Source organism: Deferribacter autotrophicus, from assembly GCF_008362905.1.
Lineage (GTDB): Bacteria > Chrysiogenota > Deferribacteres > Deferribacterales > Deferribacteraceae > Deferribacter > Deferribacter autotrophicus.
Genome location: NZ_VFJB01000010.1, coordinates 121824 through 141855, shown reverse-complemented (window position 1 = coordinate 141855; position 20032 = coordinate 121824). Strand labels below are relative to the sequence as shown.

21 protein-coding genes are annotated in these 20032 nt (G+C 34.4%); 12 read left to right on the top strand and 9 right to left on the bottom strand.

Going from position 1 to position 20032, the window contains the following annotated elements; translation table 11 throughout:
* Positions 1-101 precede the first annotated feature (101 nt).
* Complete coding sequence (locus FHQ18_RS12500) at positions 102-320, top strand: hypothetical protein (RefSeq protein WP_149267505.1); 219 nt, start codon at positions 102-104, stop codon at positions 318-320.
* Positions 321-362: 42 nt separating this feature from the next.
* Here FHQ18_RS12500 and FHQ18_RS12495 read toward each other — a convergent pair whose 3' ends face one another.
* Positions 363-563: a cold-shock protein gene (locus FHQ18_RS12495; RefSeq protein ID WP_149267504.1), complete on the bottom strand. Its 201-nt coding sequence runs from the start codon at positions 561-563 to the stop codon at positions 363-365.
* A 460-nt stretch (positions 564-1023) separates the two neighbouring features.
* On the opposite strand from FHQ18_RS12495, the gene FHQ18_RS12490 reads away from it, so the two are divergent.
* Genes FHQ18_RS12490 through FHQ18_RS12475 form a run of 4 tightly spaced genes read left to right on the top strand, consistent with a single transcriptional unit; the run spans position 1024 to position 4935 of the window.
* Positions 1024-2085: an extracellular solute-binding protein gene (locus FHQ18_RS12490; RefSeq protein WP_149267503.1), complete on the top strand. Its 1062-nt coding sequence runs from the start codon at positions 1024-1026 to the stop codon at positions 2083-2085.
* A gap of 53 nt (positions 2086-2138) precedes the next feature.
* Positions 2139-3221, top strand: a complete 1083-nt coding sequence (locus tag FHQ18_RS12485) for an ABC transporter ATP-binding protein (protein WP_149267502.1) — start codon at positions 2139-2141, stop codon at positions 3219-3221.
* A 5-nt stretch (positions 3222-3226) separates the two neighbouring features.
* On the top strand, positions 3227-4081 hold the full coding sequence (locus FHQ18_RS12480; protein ID WP_149267501.1) for an ABC transporter permease: 855 nt from the start codon (positions 3227-3229) through the stop codon (positions 4079-4081).
* The gene (locus FHQ18_RS12475) at positions 4078-4935 is read left to right on the top strand and encodes an ABC transporter permease (RefSeq protein WP_149267500.1); all 858 of its coding nucleotides are present in this window, start codon (positions 4078-4080) and stop codon (positions 4933-4935) included. The genes FHQ18_RS12480 and FHQ18_RS12475 overlap by 4 nt, the downstream gene beginning before the upstream one ends.
* 209 nt (positions 4936-5144) lie before the next feature.
* On the opposite strand, the gene FHQ18_RS12470 is transcribed toward FHQ18_RS12475, so the two are convergent.
* A complete protein-coding gene (locus FHQ18_RS12470; protein WP_149267499.1) occupies positions 5145-5882 on the bottom strand; it encodes a glycerophosphodiester phosphodiesterase in 738 nt (245 codons plus the stop codon).
* A 10-nt stretch (positions 5883-5892) separates the two neighbouring features.
* Positions 5893-7485: a glycerol-3-phosphate dehydrogenase/oxidase gene (locus tag FHQ18_RS12465; protein WP_149267498.1), complete on the bottom strand. Its 1593-nt coding sequence runs from the start codon at positions 7483-7485 to the stop codon at positions 5893-5895.
* 135 nt (positions 7486-7620) lie between these two features.
* Here FHQ18_RS12465 and FHQ18_RS12460 point away from each other — a divergent pair, with 135 nt between their 5' ends.
* Complete coding sequence (locus FHQ18_RS12460; protein WP_149267497.1) at positions 7621-8442, top strand: ion transporter; 822 nt, start codon at positions 7621-7623, stop codon at positions 8440-8442.
* A 210-nt stretch (positions 8443-8652) separates the two neighbouring features.
* Here the strand turns inward: FHQ18_RS12460 and dinB are convergent, their stop codons facing one another.
* Positions 8653-9855, bottom strand: coding sequence for a DNA polymerase IV (gene dinB / locus FHQ18_RS12455; protein WP_149267496.1), 1203 nt, complete (start codon positions 9853-9855; stop codon positions 8653-8655).
* 75 nt (positions 9856-9930) lie between these two features.
* On the opposite strand from dinB, the gene lexA reads away from it, so the two are divergent.
* A complete protein-coding gene (lexA, locus tag FHQ18_RS12450; protein ID WP_149267495.1) occupies positions 9931-10527 on the top strand; it encodes a transcriptional repressor LexA in 597 nt (198 codons plus the stop codon).
* A gap of 26 nt (positions 10528-10553) precedes the next feature.
* Here lexA and cydB read toward each other — a convergent pair whose 3' ends face one another.
* The 4 genes from cydB to FHQ18_RS12430 all read right to left on the bottom strand — a co-directional run bounded on the left by cydB (position 10554) and on the right by FHQ18_RS12430 (position 13828).
* Complete coding sequence (gene cydB, locus FHQ18_RS12445; RefSeq protein ID WP_149267494.1) at positions 10554-11582, bottom strand: cytochrome d ubiquinol oxidase subunit II; 1029 nt, start codon at positions 11580-11582, stop codon at positions 10554-10556.
* Positions 11583-11591: 9 nt separating this feature from the next.
* Positions 11592-12947, bottom strand: a complete 1356-nt coding sequence (locus FHQ18_RS12440) for a cytochrome ubiquinol oxidase subunit I (protein WP_149267493.1) — start codon at positions 12945-12947, stop codon at positions 11592-11594.
* Between the two features lie 10 nt (positions 12948-12957).
* Positions 12958-13299 (bottom strand): RrF2 family transcriptional regulator, encoded by a 342-nt coding sequence (locus tag FHQ18_RS12435; RefSeq protein ID WP_246798779.1) that lies wholly within the window; start codon positions 13297-13299, stop codon positions 12958-12960.
* 190 nt (positions 13300-13489) lie between these two features.
* Positions 13490-13828 carry an ArsR/SmtB family transcription factor gene (locus FHQ18_RS12430; protein ID WP_246798776.1) on the bottom strand — a complete coding sequence of 113 codons (339 nt, stop codon included), beginning with the start codon at positions 13826-13828 and terminating at the stop codon, positions 13490-13492.
* Positions 13829-13914: 86 nt separating this feature from the next.
* On the opposite strand from FHQ18_RS12430, the gene FHQ18_RS12425 reads away from it, so the two are divergent.
* Both FHQ18_RS12425 and FHQ18_RS12420 read left to right on the top strand, forming a co-directional pair.
* On the top strand, positions 13915-15087 hold the full coding sequence (locus FHQ18_RS12425) for a permease (RefSeq protein WP_149267492.1): 1173 nt from the start codon (positions 13915-13917) through the stop codon (positions 15085-15087).
* 13 nt (positions 15088-15100) lie between these two features.
* The gene (locus tag FHQ18_RS12420) at positions 15101-15340 is read left to right on the top strand and encodes a thioredoxin family protein (RefSeq protein ID WP_149267491.1); all 240 of its coding nucleotides are present in this window, start codon (positions 15101-15103) and stop codon (positions 15338-15340) included.
* A 400-nt stretch (positions 15341-15740) separates the two neighbouring features.
* Here the strand turns inward: FHQ18_RS12420 and leuB are convergent, their stop codons facing one another.
* A complete protein-coding gene (gene leuB, locus FHQ18_RS12415; protein WP_149267490.1) occupies positions 15741-16817 on the bottom strand; it encodes a 3-isopropylmalate dehydrogenase in 1077 nt (358 codons plus the stop codon).
* 345 nt (positions 16818-17162) lie between these two features.
* Here leuB and FHQ18_RS12410 point away from each other — a divergent pair, with 345 nt between their 5' ends.
* From FHQ18_RS12410 to FHQ18_RS12400, 3 genes are all read left to right on the top strand, one after another.
* Complete coding sequence (locus FHQ18_RS12410) at positions 17163-18152, top strand: TRAP transporter substrate-binding protein (RefSeq protein ID WP_149267489.1); 990 nt, start codon at positions 17163-17165, stop codon at positions 18150-18152.
* Between the two features lie 71 nt (positions 18153-18223).
* Positions 18224-18748, top strand: coding sequence for a TRAP transporter small permease (locus tag FHQ18_RS12405; protein WP_149267488.1), 525 nt, complete (start codon positions 18224-18226; stop codon positions 18746-18748).
* Entirely contained in the window at positions 18748-20028 is a 1281-nt protein-coding gene (locus tag FHQ18_RS12400) for a TRAP transporter large permease (RefSeq protein WP_149267487.1), read from the top strand. Before FHQ18_RS12405 ends, FHQ18_RS12400 begins: the two co-directional genes overlap by 1 nt.
* Positions 20029-20032 lie beyond the last annotated feature (4 nt).

Below are 20032 nucleotides of genomic sequence, written 5' to 3'. Positions count from 1 at the left end.
GTATGGAATTTGTTTCTGGGTGAAGCCCATCTTATTTCCCCTCAGGTTGTGGGGTAGTTGATGATCCTTATTTTGAAATAGCAAAGACTTTAGATGCAAAATTGACGAAAGAGTTTGGCCTTGAAAGTGTGGATTTCAAGTATGTTGATATTTCATCACCTGAAGTTTTAGATTATATCGATGATGTGAATAATATTGTGGAAAACAGATTCCCTCTTCCCTATGTATCGGTTAATAAAAAACCTGTTGCTTGGGGATTGGATGACCCAGAAGAAATATTTATAAAAATAACAAACTTTGTTAATAGCCAAGTAAAATAAAAAAGCCGCTCTTAAGAGCGGCTTTTTATTTTTTTTGAAAATTTAAAGGGAAACTACATTTATTGCAGCTAAGCCTTTTGGGCTTTTTTCTACTTGGAATTTTACCCTTTCACCTTCAGATAATGACTTAAATCCATCTTTTTGAATGGAAGTGTGATGTACAAATACATCTTGTCCGCCATCTTCGGTTATAAAACCATAACCTTTTGAATCGTTAAACCACTTAACAGTTCCTTCTCTCATAACTATACCTCGTATTATTTTGTTTTGTTGTTTACTGCAGTGACGTTTAAAGAGATAACTCTGATAAACTCGAACTGTAACAGAACAACTTTGCCTATTATGCACCTTTTAAAAATTTATGCAACCTTTATTTGACTGGCGTCACCCCATTTTTTGTAAAGGAATAGTAATTATTGAGTATTATTAGTAGATTACATACTAAAAACAAAGGAAAAATATTTTTCTCATTTTCGTGGCATGTCCAGTGCCGCTTGCGAGGCAGGTTTCTCAAAAAATATTTTTCACTGTATTTTAAAACATTGTTTTGTAAATTTTGGAGTGACGTCAGTTATTTGAAAAAGATTTTGTAAATAAGTTTTTGGTGAGAATTAAGTAATGCTTGACTAAATTGAAATAGAAACGTAGAAAAAAAAAGGTAAGGGGAGTTAAATTTTTTTAAAACTTTTTAGAGGAGGATGTGATGAAAAGGTTTTTGTTGCTTGTTTTGGTGTTGGTTGCGTTTTGTGTAACGGATGTGTTTGCCGGTGGCACACTTAGACTGCTTACCTGGAAAGGGTATGCTCCGAAGAAACTTGTAGATAAATTTGAAAAAGAGACAGGTATTAAAGTAGAAGTTACCTATTCTAATAATGAAGAGATGATTGCAAAGCTTAGAGCAACACGTGGTGGCGGGTTTGACCTTGCCCAACCAAGCCAGGATAGAATTTCATCTGTACAGGCAAAATACAAAATTTATAGACCTATGGATTATTCAAAAATTAAAACAGAACTTTTTATCCCTTCCATGTTGGAGGCTGTAAAGAAAAATACCTTAGTGAAGGGTAAATCTTATGCTGTACCATTTTGCTGGGGGACATCAGGTTTAATTGTAAATAAAAAATATGCTGCGGATGCAAAAGATTACACCGATCTTTTAAATCCAAAATATAAAGGTAGAATAAGTTATAGATTAAAGAGGCCTACTTTGATAGGTTTGGCATTTGCACTCGGTTATAATCCTTTTGAGCTTTATAGCAATCCCAAAGAGTATAAAGTGTTGATGGAAAAGATTGGACAGAAATTAATAGATGCTAAAGACTTAGTAAAAAATTATTGGACAAATGGTGATGCATTGCTTCAGCTTCTTAGATCAGAAGAGGTTTATGTTGCCATGGGTTGGGACGGTGGAGGTTGGAGACTTCATAAAGAGAATCCGAATATAGATTTTGTAGCTCCAAAAAGTGGTGCGTTGGGCTGGATAGATACTTTTGCAATTCCTGCTAAAGCAAAAAATATTGATGCTGCTTACAAGTGGATCAACTTTATGTTAAGACCTGAAAACGCTGCTTATTTCACAAACACTGAAGGGTATTTTACAGCATCTAAAGATGCAGAAAAATATTTAAAACCGGATGTAAAAGATAATTTAAATCGCTCTTTTTCTAAAGCAGATATAGATAATATCAAATGGTATCCACCTGTACCTGCCAAAATAGAATCAATTGAAGCAAAGATTCTTGATAAAGTAAAATCAGCAAGATAGGCAAAAGTAAGGGGGGGGTTACCCCTTTCCTTATTTTCATTAAGGGGTTATAAATGCGATTTGATCTTGATGTGAGAAGTGTTGTTAAAAAATTCGGAGATTTTACTGCGGTAAAGGGTGTAAGTTTTAAGGTAGAGCAGGGTAAGTTTTTTTCCATTTTAGGTCCTTCCGGATGTGGTAAAACGACTTTGTTAAGGATGATTGCCGGGTTTTTAGAGCCAACTTCAGGTGAAATTTACATTAGAGGGAATCTTGTTAACGGTTTGCCGCCAAATAAAAGGCCTGTTAATCTTGTTTTTCAGAATCTTGCTCTGTTTCCGATGATGAATGTTGAAGAAAATATTGCCTTTGGACTTAGACGAAGAAAAGTTCCAAATAATGAGATTAAGAAAAAAGTAAAAGATATATTAGAAAGAGTGGGGTTGCCAGGATTTGAAAAAAAGGCAATCAGTCAATTGTCAGGTGGACAGAAACAGAGAATTGCCATTGCAAGATGTCTTGTATTGGAGCCTTCCGTTTTGCTCCTTGATGAACCTTTGGGTGCTCTTGATTTAAAGTTGAGAGAACAGATGAAAGTAGAACTTAAAAAATTGCAAACTGAAGTGGGAACAACTTTTGTTTATATAACTCATGACCAATCTGAAGCTCTTGTAATGTCTGATTATGTGGCGGTGATGAATGCTGGTAAATTTGAGCAGGTGGATACACCACAAAATCTTTACAAATATCCTCAGACTGCTTTTGTGGCTCAGTTTGTGGGGGATAATAATGGATGGGAAGCGGAAGTTGTTTCACAAGACAAAGGCACGGCTTTGGTTCAAACTTCCGAAGGGTACCAATTCCATGTGAAAACACTGGATCATTTGAATAAAAAAAATTGCATTTTTTTTGTGAGGCCGGAAGCCTTTATCATTAAACCTGATAATAAAATAGACGATTTAAATAGATTAAAAGTAAGAGTTAAGACTATTTTATTTGACGGCGCAAACAGTAGACTTTTAACCGTTGTTGAAAATAGCGAAAAGGAAATTATTGTGGCATTACCCCAAAATAAACAGTTTGATTATATCAAGCCAGGTGATGTTATTGAGTTGGGATGGCATCCTGAAAATTGTATAGCCTTTGAGAGAGAGTAAAGCTTATGAAACATGCAAAATTGGGGTTTTATATTTTTTTAATACCTGTGGTTTTATGGCTTTTTCTTTTAATTGTGATTCCTCATATCGATTTGCTCATTATGTCTTTAAGGGCAGAAAATGATTTGGGTGAGCTTGTATGGAGTTTACAAAACTATAAAAATTTTTTTACAGAGCCAATTTATTGGGTTACGTTTGTAAGAACAGCAGTTTATTCCATACTTGTAACTATAATTACCGCGATAATAGCGTTGCCAGTGTCTTTTTTTATAACAAAAGTTGTTAATCCGAGATTCAGTAATTTTTTATCTATTTTACTACTTATGCCTTTTTGGGTCAGTGAGCTTGTTAGGGTATATGGATGGATGATATTGTTGAGAGAAAGTGGTGTGATTAATCATTTTTTGGTTAAACTTGGTATTCTCAATAGACCGATTGAGTTTTTGTACAATGATATTTCGATGATAATGGTGCTTGTTTATACATCGATGCTTTTTATGGTGGTGCCTCTCATTTCTGTAATGGAGAGTCTGGATGATCATTTAATAGAGGCAGCTTATGACCTCGGTGCTTCAACAAAAGATATTGTTTTTAAGATAATTATACCGCATGCAAAGCCAGGGTTAACATCTGGTTCCATTGTGGTTTTTATGTTAACCCTTGGTAATTATCTTACTCCAAACTTAATCGGTGGGAAAAATTCACTCTGGTTTACCGAGCAGATTTATACGCAATTTATTGCTAGTTTTAACTGGAATCAAGGTGCAGCCTTCGGATTTTTACTGTTGATCTTGTCCACATTGATTATTTGGATAGCTCTGAAAATTACAAGACAAAACTTGAGTAAGGTGGTTCAATGATTAGGACTTTGCCTCGCAGTAAAAAATATAATATCAGTCTTAAAATGTACATTATACTTTTTTATGTATTTTTGTTTGCTCCACTAGTAATAACCTGCATTCTAGCATTTAATAATTCCGATTTTCCAAGTTTGCCATGGAAAGGATTTACGCTGGACTGGTTTTTTGCGAATAATGAGCATAGAGTAGGGCTTTTTCATGATGTGAATAACTTGAGAAGTATTTGGATTAGTATAAAAACAGCATTCATAGTGTCCATTTTATCATTGATTGTGGGCACAATGGGTGCATTTTTATTTGAGCAAGAAGAATTTAAATTTAAGCAGGCTTTATATTTTCTAACCCTTGCACCTCTTGTAATTCCGGGTGTTATTTTGGGTATTTCGATTTTACTTGCCAGCAATTCTGTGGGTGCTTTTCTTGAAGAGCATTTAGGTATTGATACCCCATTGTTTGCGCCCGGTTTCTGGTTAGTGGTACTTGGTCAGTTTTCATTTATCACAACATTTGTGGTGCTGGTTGTTTCTGCAAGATTAAAAAAATTCGATAGGACGTTGGAAGAGGCTGCTTTAAATCTTGGTGCCAACAGGTTCGAAGTTATATGGCATATTACTTTGAGATATCTAAAGCCTGCATTATTGGGGGGTGGTTCAGTAGCATTTCTGATGAGTTTTGAAAACTTTAATACTACTTTGTTTTTAGTAGGTTCTGAGCCTACTTTGCCAATTAATCTTTATTTGCAGGTAAGGGATGGAAGTACACCTGTGATAAATGCAATATCATTTTTAATGATTGTGTTTACATCTACGCTTGCTCTGATAAATTTATACTTTAGCAATAAAAAGGATGAATAGTTATTTTGATTTCCACGATAGAATCCTTCTCAATAAAATTTAGTATCCTTGCTGTAATAATATGTGTGAAATTATCATAGCGATTCGACCTTAGACGAAAAAGCAATCTGACCAAAATTATTTTTTATTGTTTCCGATTTTTGGGTAAAATAAGCAAAAACTGGATGAATTTATTTATTTTTAATTAGTTAATACCTTATTAGCATTAACTAATTTGATAAATGTTTTATTATCCAATCCGGCCTGTTTGTGGATAATGAAGTAACTCCAAGGTTCATGAGCTGTTTTGCAAGATGGGGATTATCTACTGTCCAGACATTCCAAAGCCATTTATTTTTTTTGATTTCTTTTGCCATACGAATACAGTGGGTTAGATCGGCAAGGGTTGAGATACCGTCCAAATTTGCCTCTTCAATCTTTTTAAATACATTTTTATACATATTTTTTTCGATGGTTACATTGTATCCGTATTCCACTATCCACAACACTTTAAAATCAGGTAATAGGGATTTTAGTTTTGATACCAGCTCATAGTTGAAACTGATAATAATAATCTGATTTTTCCTAAATTCATAACCTTTTATAAATTCATAAAAAACTTCGGTAATTTCGATTCCTGATTTAATTTCAATATATAGATCCAGATAATCAGGGGTTTTATCTATCAAATTTTCAAGAAGGGGTATTTTTTCACCTTTGAATTTGGGATCAAACCAACTGCCGACATCTATTTTGTTCAATGTTTCAAATTTGCTATTCTTGACTTTATAATTTCTTGTACCTGTACGACCGGTGGAGTCATCATGAATTATAACAATCTTTTTATCCTTTGTCATGTGAACATCCATTTCAAGTCCATCAACTCCAAAGGTCATGGCCAGATCAAATGCAGACATTGTATTTTCAGGCGCATAAAATGAAGCGCCTCTATGAGCAATAATTTTCATATCTATTACCTCATATTGCGTCACTTAAAATCTTTAAAGCTTCCGCTTTTACATTATTTTTTGTCTCATTGTCCCAGTCTAATTCTTTTGAAAAGATTTCAACAGTTGTATCCAGAGCTTTCTTTGCACTATTTAAATCGGTTTCTGCAAGGGAGGTTCTTCTTACAAGAAAATCAAGAGGTTTCCGTGCGTATTCTTTTCTGATGGCATATATGATTTCAGCCAATATGATAGGTTTGCTTTCCAGTAATTTATCGCCGAGATTTTCTTTTTGGGCAATATGGATTATTTCTTCCGTTTTTGTGCCGTAATTTTTAATAAGATGATTTAAAATCTCTTTATCGAAATAATTTGATTCCAATAGCTTGTTCTTATAATTTTCATCAAAACCTTCACTTCCATAATAGATAATTTCTTCGGTTATACATCGATTTTTTGGTGATAACTTGAAGTGAGGTATGATATAGTTAATAGTATCTTCTGCCATTTTCCTGAAGGTTGTCCATTTCCCGCCAGTAATTGTCACAAGATTTGATTCAGAGATTTTAATATAATGGTCTCTTACGATTGAAGCTGTATCATTCGTGGAAGAGTTTTTGACAAGGGGTCTTAATCCTGACCATACGGATTTTATATCGTCTTTTGTTACTTTTACATCAAAATACATGTTTATATGTCTTATTAAGTAATCAATCTCTTTTTCTTTTGCCTTGGGGTACTCGTCCACTTCAGCAGGTTCGTCCGTGGTACCGATTATGCATGCATCTTCCCAGGGAAGTATAAAAAGAACTCTGCCGTCTTCAGTTTTTGGTATTAACAACCCCTCATTTCTTGGAGCATAGGATTTATCAACGGCGATATGTATCCCCGATGAAACCTGCATTATCTCTTCACAATGGGGGTTATCGAGTTTTCTGATAGTGTCGGTAAAAGGGCCTGTGGCGTTGATTACCACCTTTGCGAAAGCTTCTTTGTTTTTATCTTCTATTTTATCGTAAAATATTACCCCTTTGATTTTACCGTTTTCTTTAATAAAATCTTTAACTTCTGTATAATTCAGTAATTTTGCACCGTACCTCTCTGCTGTCTTGGCTATTGTAATATTCATTCGCATATCATTAAACTGTCCATCGTAGTATTGGACACACCCTTTTAAACCATCTTTTTTCAAGGACGGGAACTCTTTGATTGCACGTTTTTTGCTTATTATTTTACTTCTTCCAAGGGTCTTTTTACCTGATAAAAGGTCATAGATTGTAAGCCCAGTAAATATGTAAGGGATTTCATACCATTTGTACAATGGTGTGAGTAGAGCGATTTTATGACATAGATGGGGTGCATTTTGAATGAGCAGATATCTTTCTCTCAAACTACTTTTAACAAGGTTGTATTGCTCTTTATCAAGATGTTTTATAGCTGATTCCAAATATCTTACACCGCCATGTAGCAGTTTTGTACTTCTACTACTTGTGCCTGATGCAAAGTCGTTTTTTTCCAAAAGCAGTGTTTTGAACCCTCTGCTTGCAGCATCAAGGGCTACACCACACCCTGTAGCACCACCTCCGATTACAATTATGTCGAATTGAGAATTTTCTGATTTCATGATATCTCCTTTTTCACGCTTTTATGCTTCAATTTTTAAAAAAGCAAGGAATATTTTATAAGAGACGTAGTTTTCATTGACGCAATGATTTTTTGTAATGTAAAATAAATCTAAATTATATAAGACGGAGAGACTATGCCCGAGTATTATCATCCAAATAGAGAGAAACTTCACAGAATTATTTTTGGGACGGATACTTTTGCGGGTAAACTGTTCGATGTGATTTTGATAATTTTTATTTTAATGAGTGTTTTGGTTGTTATGCTGGATAGTATTTTGCAGGTTCATAGTAAATTTGCAGGTATCTTTAAACTGTTAGAATGGTTTTTTACAATTGTTTTTACAGTTGAATATATTTTGAGATTGTATGTTGTGAAAAGGCCTTTGAAATACGCCACAAGTTTTTTTGGCGTTGTGGATTTATTGTCGGTTTTACCCACATATTTGACCATTATCTTTGCAACCAGTCATTACTTCATTGTTATCAGAATATTGAGATTACTGAGAATTTTTAGGATTTTAAAATTGATTCAATATTTAAATCAGGCTGATGCTTTGTTGCAGGCATTAAAGGCCAGTAGAGCTAAAATTTTGATTTTCCTTTTTGCGGTTTTTAATCTCGTTATCATCTTAGGTTCGATAATGTATGTGGTGGAAGGGGAAGCAAACGGATTCACAAGTATTCCAAAAAGTATCTATTGGGCAATTGTGACTTTAACTACTGTAGGTTACGGTGATATTTCCCCTAAAACCCCTGTGGGACAGTTTATTGCTTCTTTGGCAATGATAATAGGTTATGCCATTGTGGCTGTTCCTACAGGGATTTTTGCTGTGGAGATGTCAAAGGCTCGTCGTGCCGATAAAATGGTTTTTTTTGCCTGCCCATCGTGTGGTTATGATATTAGCGATATTGATGCGAATTATTGCCAAAATTGTGGTTATAACCTGAAAAAGTGATAAAATTTTTATTCCAGCAGTAGTTACATTATCTTATCCCAAAATATATGATATCTGTAAATCATTTTATTGATAAATAAGTTTAATAATAGTACTATTATCAAATAGTTTGTTAGTATGATTGTTGCAGCAAATGATATAAAAACAAAGGGGATGTTATTTGTCGAGAGGGTTGTTATAAGTATAATGTAAGAGGTAAAAAGAAATTTTTTATTTTACGTTTATGTTTCTGATGCCTGATGGTTTCCATGCTGGTGATATAGTAAGAGAACCTTTTCTTTTGCATTTTAATATTGCAGCATAAGATATGGTAAAGTCTCCATAGCGGCTGTTGATCTCATCTATTGCTTTGTAGATTTTTTCTTTTTTGTTGCTTTCCATTATGGTGGTTAGATGAACCGAGTTGTGCACCAGATTGGAAAGGGATACACCTAGAAGTCTTATTCCTATAGATAGGTCGTATTCTTTCAATAAGAGTTTTGCAACTTCAAAGATGTGATGAGTAGCACAGGTGAGAAAGGGGAGTGTATGTCTTTTGCCAAAGGTATTCATATGTATATCTCGCAAATATATTGATATTGTTTTGCCGGATACTCGATTTTTTCTTGCCCTTGCAGATACCATTTCGCAAAGCTGCAAAAGATAGGGGAGAGCTTCTTTTTCAGAGTATATATCATGGGGTAAAGTCATACTGTGACCTATGGATTTGACTGGTTCTTCTTCAACGTTGATATTGCCGATATAATCGCCATGGGCCATGGCAAAAAGTTTATAACCGTTTTTCCCAAACATTTTTACCAGATTTGTCAGTCCTAGCTTTCTTAAATCTTTTGGTGTAAATATCCCCATATTTGCAAATTTCTTTGAAAGTCTCCTGCCTATCCCCCATATATCATAGAGTTGAAACTGATCTATGAAGCTTGTGGATTTTTCAGGTGGGACAAAAAGATAACCATCAGGTTTGTTAACACCGCTTGCCATTTTTGCAATGAGTTTATTTTTTCCTACTCCTATGGAGCATGTAATTCCAAAATTCTTTTTTATATAATTTTTTATAAGAGATGCTATGTCTTCAGGTGGCATTTTTACCTGTGATATATCTAAAAAAGCCTCGTCTACCGAATACATTTCTACATCGTAAGTAATGGTAAGGAGAAAGTTGTGAATTTGTTTGGAGATGTAGGTATATTTAGGGTTATTTCCCACAATAAAGGTAATATGTGGGCACATTTTCATGGCTTCATATTTTGTCATGCCTGTTTTTACGCCGTATTTTCTTGCTTCGTAGGATGCTGTGGTTACTACTGTGCGCTCTTTTGCACCTATTATGGCTATCGGTTTTCCTCTCAAATTTGGGTTTGAAGCCTGTTCTACAGAGGCAAAAAATGCATCCATATCTATACAGAGTATCATTAAAACCTCTTGATTTTTAAAACTTATAATGGCATATTATAGGCGAACAAATGTTTGTTTTCAAGGAGAAATTTTATGCTGACAGATAAGCAAAAGAAGATGCTTGGGTACATCAAAGAATTTAAGGATAAAAATGGCTATGTACCCTCTGTAAGAGAGATATGCAAGGGACTCAACTTATCATCCACAGCATCTGTAAAAAAGATGCTTGATAGACTTGAAGCAAAGGGGGTGATTAGAAAAAATCCTCAACAGGCAAGAAGTATAGAGATAGTTGATGATTTTTTTGATAATAAAGGATTGCCTGTATTAGGCAAAGTGGTGGCAGGGTATCCCGTAATATCTGAAGAAAATGTTATTGAATACATAGACCTGACCAGGTTTAATAATAAAGAAAGGTTTTTCTTTTTAAAGGTTTTTGGCGACAGTATGATTGAAAAGAAGATTTTTGACGGTGATTATATTTTAGTGGAGCTAACAAAAGAGCTAGCAAACGGTGAGATAGGCGTTTTCAGGTTAAACGGTGAAGTAACGGTAAAAACATATATTAAAGAAAACGGCTATTTCATATTAAGACCTGAGAACAAAGCGTATGAAGATATAATAGTGAGAGATAATGACGATTTTGAGATAATTGGAAAAGTGGTTTATGTGATGCGGACTGTTATATAAAAAAGAGGGCGTTACTGCCCTCTTTTTTAATAGGCTTCTGTTTCTGGATCTTTTAAATCTTCCGGTGTTACTGGATCTTTAAATATTTTGTAAGTCCAAATCTGATAAAAAATAACAATCGGTACAAACATTATTACCACGAGGGTCATAATTTTTAGAGTATATGTGCTTGAGGATGAGTTAAATGCTGTTAAGCTGTATTTTGGATCAATATTGGATGGAATAAGGTTTGGATACAGACCAATAATACCTGTAAATATCACTGTTAAAATAGTAATGCATGAGGCAAAAAATGCTTTTACAGGTGAGTTTTTAATCAGGACAAAAATAGAGAGTAAACTTAGTACAGCAATGGCAGGTACAATGAACCACACAGGATTTTTGATGTAATTATCATAAAGATGAGTTTTAAAGGCTGAGAAGATCAAAAATAATACTGCGACGGCCACCAATAAAGGCCATATTTTTACTGCAATACTTCTTGCCCTTTTAGAAAGATCACCGGTTGTTTTAATGGATAGCCATAAAGCTCCATGATTTATGAATAATAGTACGAAAAGTATACCTGTTAAAATTCCATAGGGGTTTAAGAGATAGGCAAGACTTCCATGGTATCCTTGTTCGTCTATTGGTAAACCGGCAAATATATTACCAAAAGCTACACCAAAAAGAAGGGCAGGAATTAAACTTCCTGCAAAGATAGCAATGTCCCAACCTTTTTTCCAGGCAGGGCTATCTTTTTTACCTCTAAACTCAAAAGAAACTCCTCTAAAAATAAGTGCAAACAAAAGTATCAAAAGAGGGGTGTAAAGGTAGCTAAACATATAAGCATAAGTTGTAGGGAATGCAGCAAAAGTTGCTCCACCTGCAGTAATTAACCATACCTCATTACCGTCCCATACAGGTCCTAATGTATTAATTACTATTCTCTTTTCTTCATCTGTTTTTGCAACAAACGGATGCAATATACCAGCACCAAGATCAAATCCATCTAGCATAAAATAAACGGCCCATAAAAGTCCCCAAAGTGCAAACCATATAATTTGATATATCATGGTTCCCTCCTATGCTGATACTGTTGATGCCTGAATTACTTTTTGTTTTGCTTCAGTCAATTTAGGCCCTTTTTTTGCGTATTTTGTAATTAAATAAATATCAATTATACCAAGTAATCCGTAAAATAGAGTAAAACCTATAAGTGAAAACCATACTTGATCGATGGTAACTGATTTTGAAACACCATCAGAGGTTTTCATAAGCCCGTAAACAATCCAAGGCTGTCTTCCCACTTCAGCCACAATCCAACCAAGAAAATTTGCTATATAAGGAATAGGTATCATGTAGAGCATGATTTTCAAAAACCATTGTTTGTCTAATAAAACATCTTTTTTGCTATAATAATATGCTAACAATGCCAGGAGCATAAAAAGTGTACCTAAAACTACCATTAACCTAAAACTTAAAAATACAGGCATAACAGGAGGCCTTTCCTCTTTTGGAAAAGCTTTCAAACCTTTTACTTCAGCATTGAAGTCATGATAAGCTAAAAAACTGAGCAATTTTGGTAGCGGTAAAATTTCGATTAAATTTTCTTCTTTTGCTTCATTTGGGATTGTAAAAAGATATATTGGGGCACCTTTTTGTGTTTCCCATAAAGATTCCATTGCTGCCAATTTTGTAGGTTGAACTTTGGCTACTTCATGGGCATGCCAGTCACCTATGAAGAACTCTGCAAAGCTTACAATTAATGCAAAAAGAGCAGCGATTTTAAAAGATTTTTTGAAAAACTCCACATTTGCTTGTTTTAGCAAATGGTATGCGGATACTCCCATTACGAAAAATGATCCGACGATGTAACCAGCTAATATTTGGTGTAAAAACTTGAAAATGGCATAGCTAGAAAAAACTACTGCAACAAAATCCACCATCTCTGCTCTACCGTTTCGTAAAACATATCCCACCGGATTTTGCATCCAAGCATTTGCAATTAGTATCCATAATGCGGATAGGTTTGAGCCGATTGCCACCATCCAGATTGCAAAGGCATGAGCTCTCTTAGATATTTTTTTCCATCCGAAAATCCAGATCCCTAAAAATGTGGATTCAAGGAAGAATGCCACTGTTGCTTCAATAGCAAGGGGTGCTCCGAAAATATCACCGACATATCTGGAATATTCTGCCCAGTTCATTCCGAACTGAAATTCCATAGTAATACCGGTTACAACACCGAGAGCGAAATTGATTAAAAAAAGTTTTCCCCAGAATTTGGTCATTCTCAAATACATTTCATTGTTAGTTTTGACATAAAGGGTTTCCATAATGGCAACTAAGATAGAAAGACCAAGGGTTAAAGGAACGAAGATAAAGTGAAACATGGCTGTCAAGGCAAACTGTAGCCTTGATAGTGCTACTACATCCATTTTTTACCTCCTATGATAGATTAATTTTATCTAAATCTTCATCGCTGAAGATAAATTGTTCTATGTTTGCGTTTTTCAGTTTTGTAATGATGGAGTTTTGAAGACCAGCGAAAAAAGTGGTAATATTGCAAATTGGATTTAATTCACAATGTTCAGGTTTATTAACGCAGATATTTATTGATGTATTAAAATCAAGACAGGTAAAGATATCATAAAGGCTGAGTTTGGAAGTATCCTTGTTTAATATTATTCCACCGTTTTTACCGGTAGTTGTTTTGACAATGCCGCATTTGTTTAATATATGAATGATTTTGATGACGAAGGGGCGTTTTAAATAAAGTTTTTCACAAATTTCTGCTATTTTGGTTTTATCTTTTTTTTCCGGTAAGCCACAATTCTGATTGCATAATCAACTTCTCTTGTGATGTATTCGCCCATATTGTTTACCTCATAAGTAAACAATATAAACGCAAAAAATTTTTGTCAAGAATAAAATTATAATTATTATAAAAATAATTATAATTATAAATGAACTTGATTTATTAAGAACAAGAGGATAGGTCTTCTCTTGATACTTTTAGTGCTTTTTCTTTATCTTTAAGAAATATCGGGTCGTTTTTTAATGTATCTTTAATTTTTTTAATAAGATCTTGAACAAAATGGTCGTCAGAAAGTCTATAAATTACCCATCTTCCTTCTTTTTCATCTTTGATTAATCCGGCATATTTAAGGTTTTTCAGATGTGCGGATATGGTGGAGAGAGCTATGTGTAGAACTTCATTAATTTCACATACACACATAGGACGTTCGGATAAAAGGAGAACAATTCTTAACCTGTTTTTTTCACCTAGTGATTTAAAAATTTCTGAAATTTTATCCATAGACAAAATATATAGAAAAATAAAATCATTGACAAGGAAAAATGATAACCATATTTTTACGTTCATAAAAATATAGGGGATGAATTGTGGAGAAAAAGGAACGAAATATCTTTATAGGACTGCTAGTTGTTTTTTTTATTTTTTATTTCATACCTTTTGAGCATGAAAAATATCAGAAAGCTGTACTTGAAGCAGTATTAATGTTGCAGGAATATGTGAGAGAACATACCCTTACCTGCCTTATTCCTGCACTTTTTATTGCTGGTGGGATATCAAGTTTTGTATCTCAAGCATCGGTTATTAAATACTTTGGTCAAGGGGCTAAAAAGATTGTTTCCTATTCTGTGGCTTCTGTTTCAGGGACAATATTGGCTGTGTGTTCCTGCACGATTCTGCCTTTGTTTGCAGGGATTTATGCTCGAGGTGCCGGTATTGGGCCGGCAACAGCTTTTGTTTATTCAGGTCCTGCCATAAATATTCTTGCCATCGTTTTAACCGCTCGAATTTTGGGATGGGAGCTTGGTTTGGCAAGGGGTTTAGGAGCAGTATTTTTTGCAGTTATAATAGGACTTTTGATGGAAATGTTTTTTGGTAAAGAGGATAATCAGAGGTTGAATAATATTCCAACTCCCACAATTGATAGAGAGAGACCGCTTTATAAGGATATCTTATTTTTTCTTTCTATGATTGGTATATTAATTTTTGCTACATGGGCAAAACCACAAAAGTACGGGACAATTTTTAGTTTTATTTATTCCATTAAATGGTACTTGGTGATTGCATCCTTTGTAGGATTAATTGTAATTGTGTTTAAATGGTTTAATAAAAATGAGAGATTGTATTGGTTGGAAGAAACATGGAGTTATTCAAAGCAGATAATTCCTCTACTTTTTATCGGTGTTGTTATAGCAGGGTTTTTACTTGGAAGGCCAAATACTGGAAACGGTATTATTCCTGCTTCCTTTATTGAAAAACTTGTAGGTGGGAACAGCTTCTTTGCAAATTTTTTTGCATCCATTGTGGGTGCTTTTATGTATTTTGCCACACTTACTGAAGTTCCAATTTTGCAGGGATTGCTTGGTGCTGGTATGGGCAAAGGTCCTGCACTTGCCCTTTTACTGAGTGGGCCTGCATTGAGTTTACCAAATATGCTGGTAATCAGAAGTGTAATTGGTACTAAGAAAACTGTGGTGTATGTATTTCTTGTTGTTATTATGTCTACATTTGCAGGTCTAATTTATGGCTTTATTACAAACTAGAAGGAGGAAAATTATGAATGTCAAGGTATTGGGAACAGGTTGTAGAAATTGCGAATATTTGTATCAGGTTGTCTTAAAGGCCCTTGAAGAGCTCCAGGTTGATTCTACTGTGGAATATGTGAAAGATATTAATGAAATCTCAAAGTATGTGATGTTTACACCTGGACTTGTTATTAATGAAAAGGTTGTTCATGAAGGGAAACCTTTGCCAGATGTGGAAAAGGTGAAAAAGCTTATTCAAGAAAATATGTAGTTACTGCTGAAAAAGTGTATTTTATTGATAAATGGAAAATTATTCATTTGTGATATTTGCAAAAATGATACTTAAAGGGGGCAAGCCCCCTTTAGAACCCCCTATAAAGAAAATAAAATGGATAAGAATTTATTTATTATTTATTTATTTATTATTTTTTACATAAATTAGTTTTCTAACGAAAACTAATTTAGGGGGCAAGCCCCCTTTAGAACCCCCGAAAAGGTTTAGAGTTTACAATAAATTATATAAGATAACAGATTTTAGTAATTGATGGATAACAATCAGTATAATAAGGAAAAACATATTAACTATTAATTAGTTGCCACTTTTTCAGTGGCAACTATGTAGTAACTTGTTGATGATAGAGGGGAATATCCCCTCATTACTTTTTTGGTTATTAAAGATTTTCTACAATCAGATCACCCATTTCATCTGTATTAACAAGAACTTCTCCTTCTTTGCCTGTGTATATATCTCTGGTTCTATATCCCTTATTTAAAACTTCTTCAATGGCTTTTTCTATTTCAGTGGCAGCTACATCATGTTTTAAGGAATATCTAAGCATATAGGCTGCAGATAGAATTTGAGCAATTGGGTTGGCAATGTTTTGTCCTGCAATATCAGGAGCTGTGCCACCTATCGGCTCATAAAGACCAAACCCTGATTCGTTTATAGATGCGGAGGCAAGCATGCCAAGAGAACCTGAGAGCATTGCCGCTTCATCACTTAAAATGTCACCAAACATGTTACCGGTCAAAATGACATCAAATTGATTAGGATTTCTTACTAACTGCATGGCTGCATTGTCCACATACATATGATTGAGCTCTACATCTGAGTATTCTGCTTCATGTAACTTTGTTACAGTTTCACGCCATAAGATGCTGCTCATTAAGACATTTGCTTTATCTACAGATGTAACACGGTTGTTTCTAATCCTAGCAGCTTCAAAGGCAAGACGTGCTATTCTTTCTATTTCTGAGACAGAATATTTCATTGTATCTATGGCATAAGTTTTATCTTTGCTTATATATTTTGGTTGTCCGAAATAGATCCCGCTGGTAAGCTCTCTGAAAATGACTATATCAATTCCATCTTCAATTAGATTGTCTTTCAAACTGCAGGAATCCTTTAAAGGTTTAAAAACTTTTACAGGTCTTATATTTGCAAAAAGATTAAAATGTTTCCTTAGAGGGAGCAGAGCCCCTCTTTCAGGTTGTTTATCAGGAGGTAAGTTTTCCCATTTTGGCCCTCCAACCGAGCCGAAAAGAATAGCATCGGAGTTTTCACATATTTTTAATGTGTGTTCAGGTAAGGGAGTATCATATTTATCAATTGCTATACCGCCAACATCAGAAAACTCATATTGCAAACTGATGTTATGTTTTTGGGATATTTTGTCTAATACTTTTATTGCTTGTTTCATTACCTCAGGTCCGATTCCATCGCCTGGCAAAACAGCAATTTTATACATTCATCACCTCTTAAAATATTTTATAATTTATTTACTGGAAATTTTGGGTAAAGTCAAATCAAAAAATGTTTAGCGAGATAAAAATGAAAACTTTTTGCAGATATATTGCAAAAATGCAATTCGTTTGGATGTGTAGATAACTATATAATAATAAAGATAAAATGTCTATAATTTGAGTTTAAGTGCTAAAAAATGATAAAATGAATATTGCAAAATTGCAAAAACAAGAGGTGGGTTATTTCATAAAATCGTTATAAAAACTGCAATGCTTAAACATTGTGGTTTTGGCATTATTATTGCTTTTATAAGTATGCGTTTAAATGCAATAAAAAGTGGAGGTAGTGTATGAAGTCTTTAAGAAACATCTTTTTTATCTTGGTTATGGTTAGTCTTTTAGTAACACCTGTTTTTGCAAAGCCTATTAAGGTTAAATTTAGTCACGTGGTTGCTGTGGAAACACCTAAGGGGAAAGCAGCTGAATACTTAAAGAAGATTCTTGAAGAAAGAACAAATGGTAAAATTAAAGTAGAAGTTTATCCTAATGCTTCTCTTTATGGTGACAGAGAGGCTGTTGAAGCATTGAAAATGAATGCTATTCAGCTTGCATGTCCAAGTTTCTCTAAATTTACAGGGTTTGTGCCTCAGTTACAGCTTTTTGACCTTCCATTCCTTTTCGATTCTGTAGAACATCTTCACAAATTTATGGATAGCGAATATGGTGAAAAGATTTTAAAACTTGTTGAGAAAAGAGGTCTTGTAGGTCTTGCTTACTGGGACAACGGATTTAAAGTATTATCAAACAGTATAAGACCAATAATCAAGCCTGAAGACGCAAAAGGTATCAAGTTTAGAATTATGTCTTCTAAGGTGCTTGAAGAGCAGTTTAAGGTTATAGGTGCTATTCCTCACGTTTTACCATTCTCTGAAGTATACTCAGCTCTTCAGCAAGGTGTAGTGGATGGTGCTGAAAACCCATGGTCTAACTTTTATACAAAGAAGTTTTATGAAGTGCAAAAATATTTGACAGTAAGTTATCATGGATATCTTGGTTATATGCTTGTAAGTAATAAAATATTCATGAAAAAATTGAAAAAAGCTGGCTTAGATAAAGTGTTCATGGATGCAGTTAAAGAAGCTACCGAGTATGAAAGAAAACTTGCTAAAGAACTTGATGAATATTACTACAACAAGGTTAAAGAGTACGGTAGAATTCAAATCCATGTGTTGACACCTGAAGAAAGAGCTATCTGGAAAAAAACTATGATGACAATTTATCCAAAATTCTATGATGTAATCGGTAAAGAATTCATTGAGGCAGCATTGAATACAAAATAGAGAAGATAAATTTTTAAACCAGTAAACCCGGCTTTTTAAAAGCCGGGTTATTTTTATGGGGAGAGCAAAGTATGAAGAAGCTTTTTAAATTGTTGGATAAATGGTTAGATTATTTGAATATGACAGTAATGACCGTAATGATGGCTGCAGCTACGTTAGTAGCTTTTATCAATGTGGTATTAAGATATATTTTTAATACATCAATGGTTTGGGCTGGTGAGCTTACTTCATATCTGTTCATATGGTCGGCTCTTTTCGGTGCAGCATACGGTTTTAAGATAGGTTTGCATATAGGTGTGACGGCGGTTATTCAGGCATTGAGGCCAAAGGTTGCAAAAGTTGTTTTAACCATATCATTGGTTATAATTTTCATATATCTATGTTGCTTAGTTAAATGGGGATATGATTTTGTTCTGTTTAATTATGAATTAGAGCAAGTATCCATAGACTTACATATGCCTTTTTGGATAATTTATCTTTGTGTACCAATTACTATGTCTATTGCGGCTTATCAGGTTTTATTAAAGATAATTGCGACAATTAGAATACCTTCCGATAAATTTAGTTATGACATGATTATGAAGGAGCAGCACTGATGGTTACGATTACATTATTTGGACTATTATTTCTATTTTTGATAATGGGGATCCCTATAGCCGTTTCCCTGGGGCTTTCCACTACAATTTCTATGTTAATTTTTACAGATCAGCCGACATTGGTTATTGCTCAAAAAATGTTTACATCTATAGATAAGTTTGCATTGATGGCTATTCCTCTATTTGTACTTGCCGGTAATTTTCTTTCTCAAGGTGGTGCAGCAGAGAGAATTATTAAATTTGCCAAAGCAGTGGTTGGTCATTTACCAGGCGGACTTCCTATGAGTGCCATTTTTGCCTGTATCATTTTTGCTGCTGTTAGTGGTTCTTCTCCTGCAACTGTGGCTGCTATCGGTTCTATTATGATTGGAGCAATTCAACAGGCAGGGTATTCTCCAAAATTTTCTGTGGGTTCCATTGTTTGTGCTGGTTCCCTTGGTATTTTGATTCCTCCATCTATAGTATTGATAGTATACGGTGTTACAGTAGATCAATCCATTGGTAAGCTTTTTATGGCCGGTTTTGTTCCTGGTGTATTTTTGGGTACAATGCTTATGATTGTGACATATATTGCAGCAAGAAGAGCAGGGTTTAAGAAAGAAAAAAGAGCACCTTTTAAAGAGATTTGGTCATCTTTCAAAGAGGCGTCCTGGGGATTATTTGTAATAGTTATCGTAATTGGTGGTATTTATGGTGGTATTTTTACTCCTACAGAGGCTGCTGCTGTTTCTGCTGTTTACGGTTTCTTCGTGGTTAAATTCATATACAAAGATTTGAAATGGTCTATGATTCCTAGGGTTATAATGACTTCTGCTGCCACTTCTGCAATGATTCTGTTTATTATTGCTAATGCTATGTTGTTTGCTTATTTCTTAACTATTCAGCAAATTCCTCAAGCACTTGCTCAATGGATTATCGATATGAATTTTAATAAGGTTGTATTTTTGATATTCGTAAATATTTTGTTGCTCATTGGTGGTAATTTCATGGAGCCATCTAGCCTTATTATGATTGTGGCACCACTTATATTTCCTGCTGCAGTTAAATTGGGGATCGATCCGATTCATCTTGGTGTGATTATTACAGTAAATATGGAAATCGGTATGCTTACTCCACCGGTAGGGTTAAACCTGTTTGTGGCAAGTGGTGTATCAGGGATGAATCTTCAGGAAGTGATTCGAGCTTCCATGCCGTGGTTTTTTGCTCTGCTAATCGGTTTGATAATTATTACCTACGTGCCACAGATCTCACTGTTTTTACCAAATCTGATATATAGATAAGATA

Excerpts from the sequence above, each read along its gene's own strand:
- FHQ18_RS12495 (WP_149267504.1), bottom strand. The coding sequence starts at position 563 with ATGAGAGAAGGAACTGTTAAGTGGTTTAACGATTCAAAAGGTTATGGT.
- FHQ18_RS12480 (WP_149267501.1), top strand. The coding sequence starts at position 3,227 with ATGAAACATGCAAAATTGGGGTTTTATATTTTTTTAATACCTGTGGTT.
- dinB (WP_149267496.1), bottom strand. The coding sequence starts at position 9,855 with ATGATACTCTGTATAGATATGGATGCATTTTTTGCCTCTGTAGAACAG.
- FHQ18_RS12430 (WP_246798776.1), bottom strand. The coding sequence starts at position 13,828 with ATGGATAAAATTTCAGAAATTTTTAAATCACTAGGTGAAAAAAACAGG.
- FHQ18_RS12460 (WP_149267497.1), top strand. The coding sequence starts at position 7,621 with ATGCCCGAGTATTATCATCCAAATAGAGAGAAACTTCACAGAATTATT.
- FHQ18_RS12485 (WP_149267502.1), top strand. The coding sequence starts at position 2,139 with ATGCGATTTGATCTTGATGTGAGAAGTGTTGTTAAAAAATTCGGAGAT.
- FHQ18_RS12410 (WP_149267489.1), top strand. The coding sequence starts at position 17,163 with ATGAAGTCTTTAAGAAACATCTTTTTTATCTTGGTTATGGTTAGTCTT.
- FHQ18_RS12475 (WP_149267500.1), top strand. The coding sequence starts at position 4,078 with ATGATTAGGACTTTGCCTCGCAGTAAAAAATATAATATCAGTCTTAAA.
- FHQ18_RS12465 (WP_149267498.1), bottom strand. The coding sequence starts at position 7,485 with ATGAAATCAGAAAATTCTCAATTCGACATAATTGTAATCGGAGGTGGT.
- leuB (WP_149267490.1), bottom strand. The coding sequence starts at position 16,817 with ATGTATAAAATTGCTGTTTTGCCAGGCGATGGAATCGGACCTGAGGTA.
- FHQ18_RS12490 (WP_149267503.1), top strand. The coding sequence starts at position 1,024 with ATGAAAAGGTTTTTGTTGCTTGTTTTGGTGTTGGTTGCGTTTTGTGTA.
- FHQ18_RS12405 (WP_149267488.1), top strand. The coding sequence starts at position 18,224 with ATGAAGAAGCTTTTTAAATTGTTGGATAAATGGTTAGATTATTTGAAT.
- FHQ18_RS12440 (WP_149267493.1), bottom strand. The coding sequence starts at position 12,947 with ATGGATGTAGTAGCACTATCAAGGCTACAGTTTGCCTTGACAGCCATG.
- FHQ18_RS12400 (WP_149267487.1), top strand. The coding sequence starts at position 18,748 with ATGGTTACGATTACATTATTTGGACTATTATTTCTATTTTTGATAATG.
- FHQ18_RS12420 (WP_149267491.1), top strand. The coding sequence starts at position 15,101 with ATGAATGTCAAGGTATTGGGAACAGGTTGTAGAAATTGCGAATATTTG.
- FHQ18_RS12470 (WP_149267499.1), bottom strand. The coding sequence starts at position 5,882 with ATGAAAATTATTGCTCATAGAGGCGCTTCATTTTATGCGCCTGAAAAT.
- cydB (WP_149267494.1), bottom strand. The coding sequence starts at position 11,582 with ATGATATATCAAATTATATGGTTTGCACTTTGGGGACTTTTATGGGCC.
- lexA (WP_149267495.1), top strand. The coding sequence starts at position 9,931 with ATGCTGACAGATAAGCAAAAGAAGATGCTTGGGTACATCAAAGAATTT.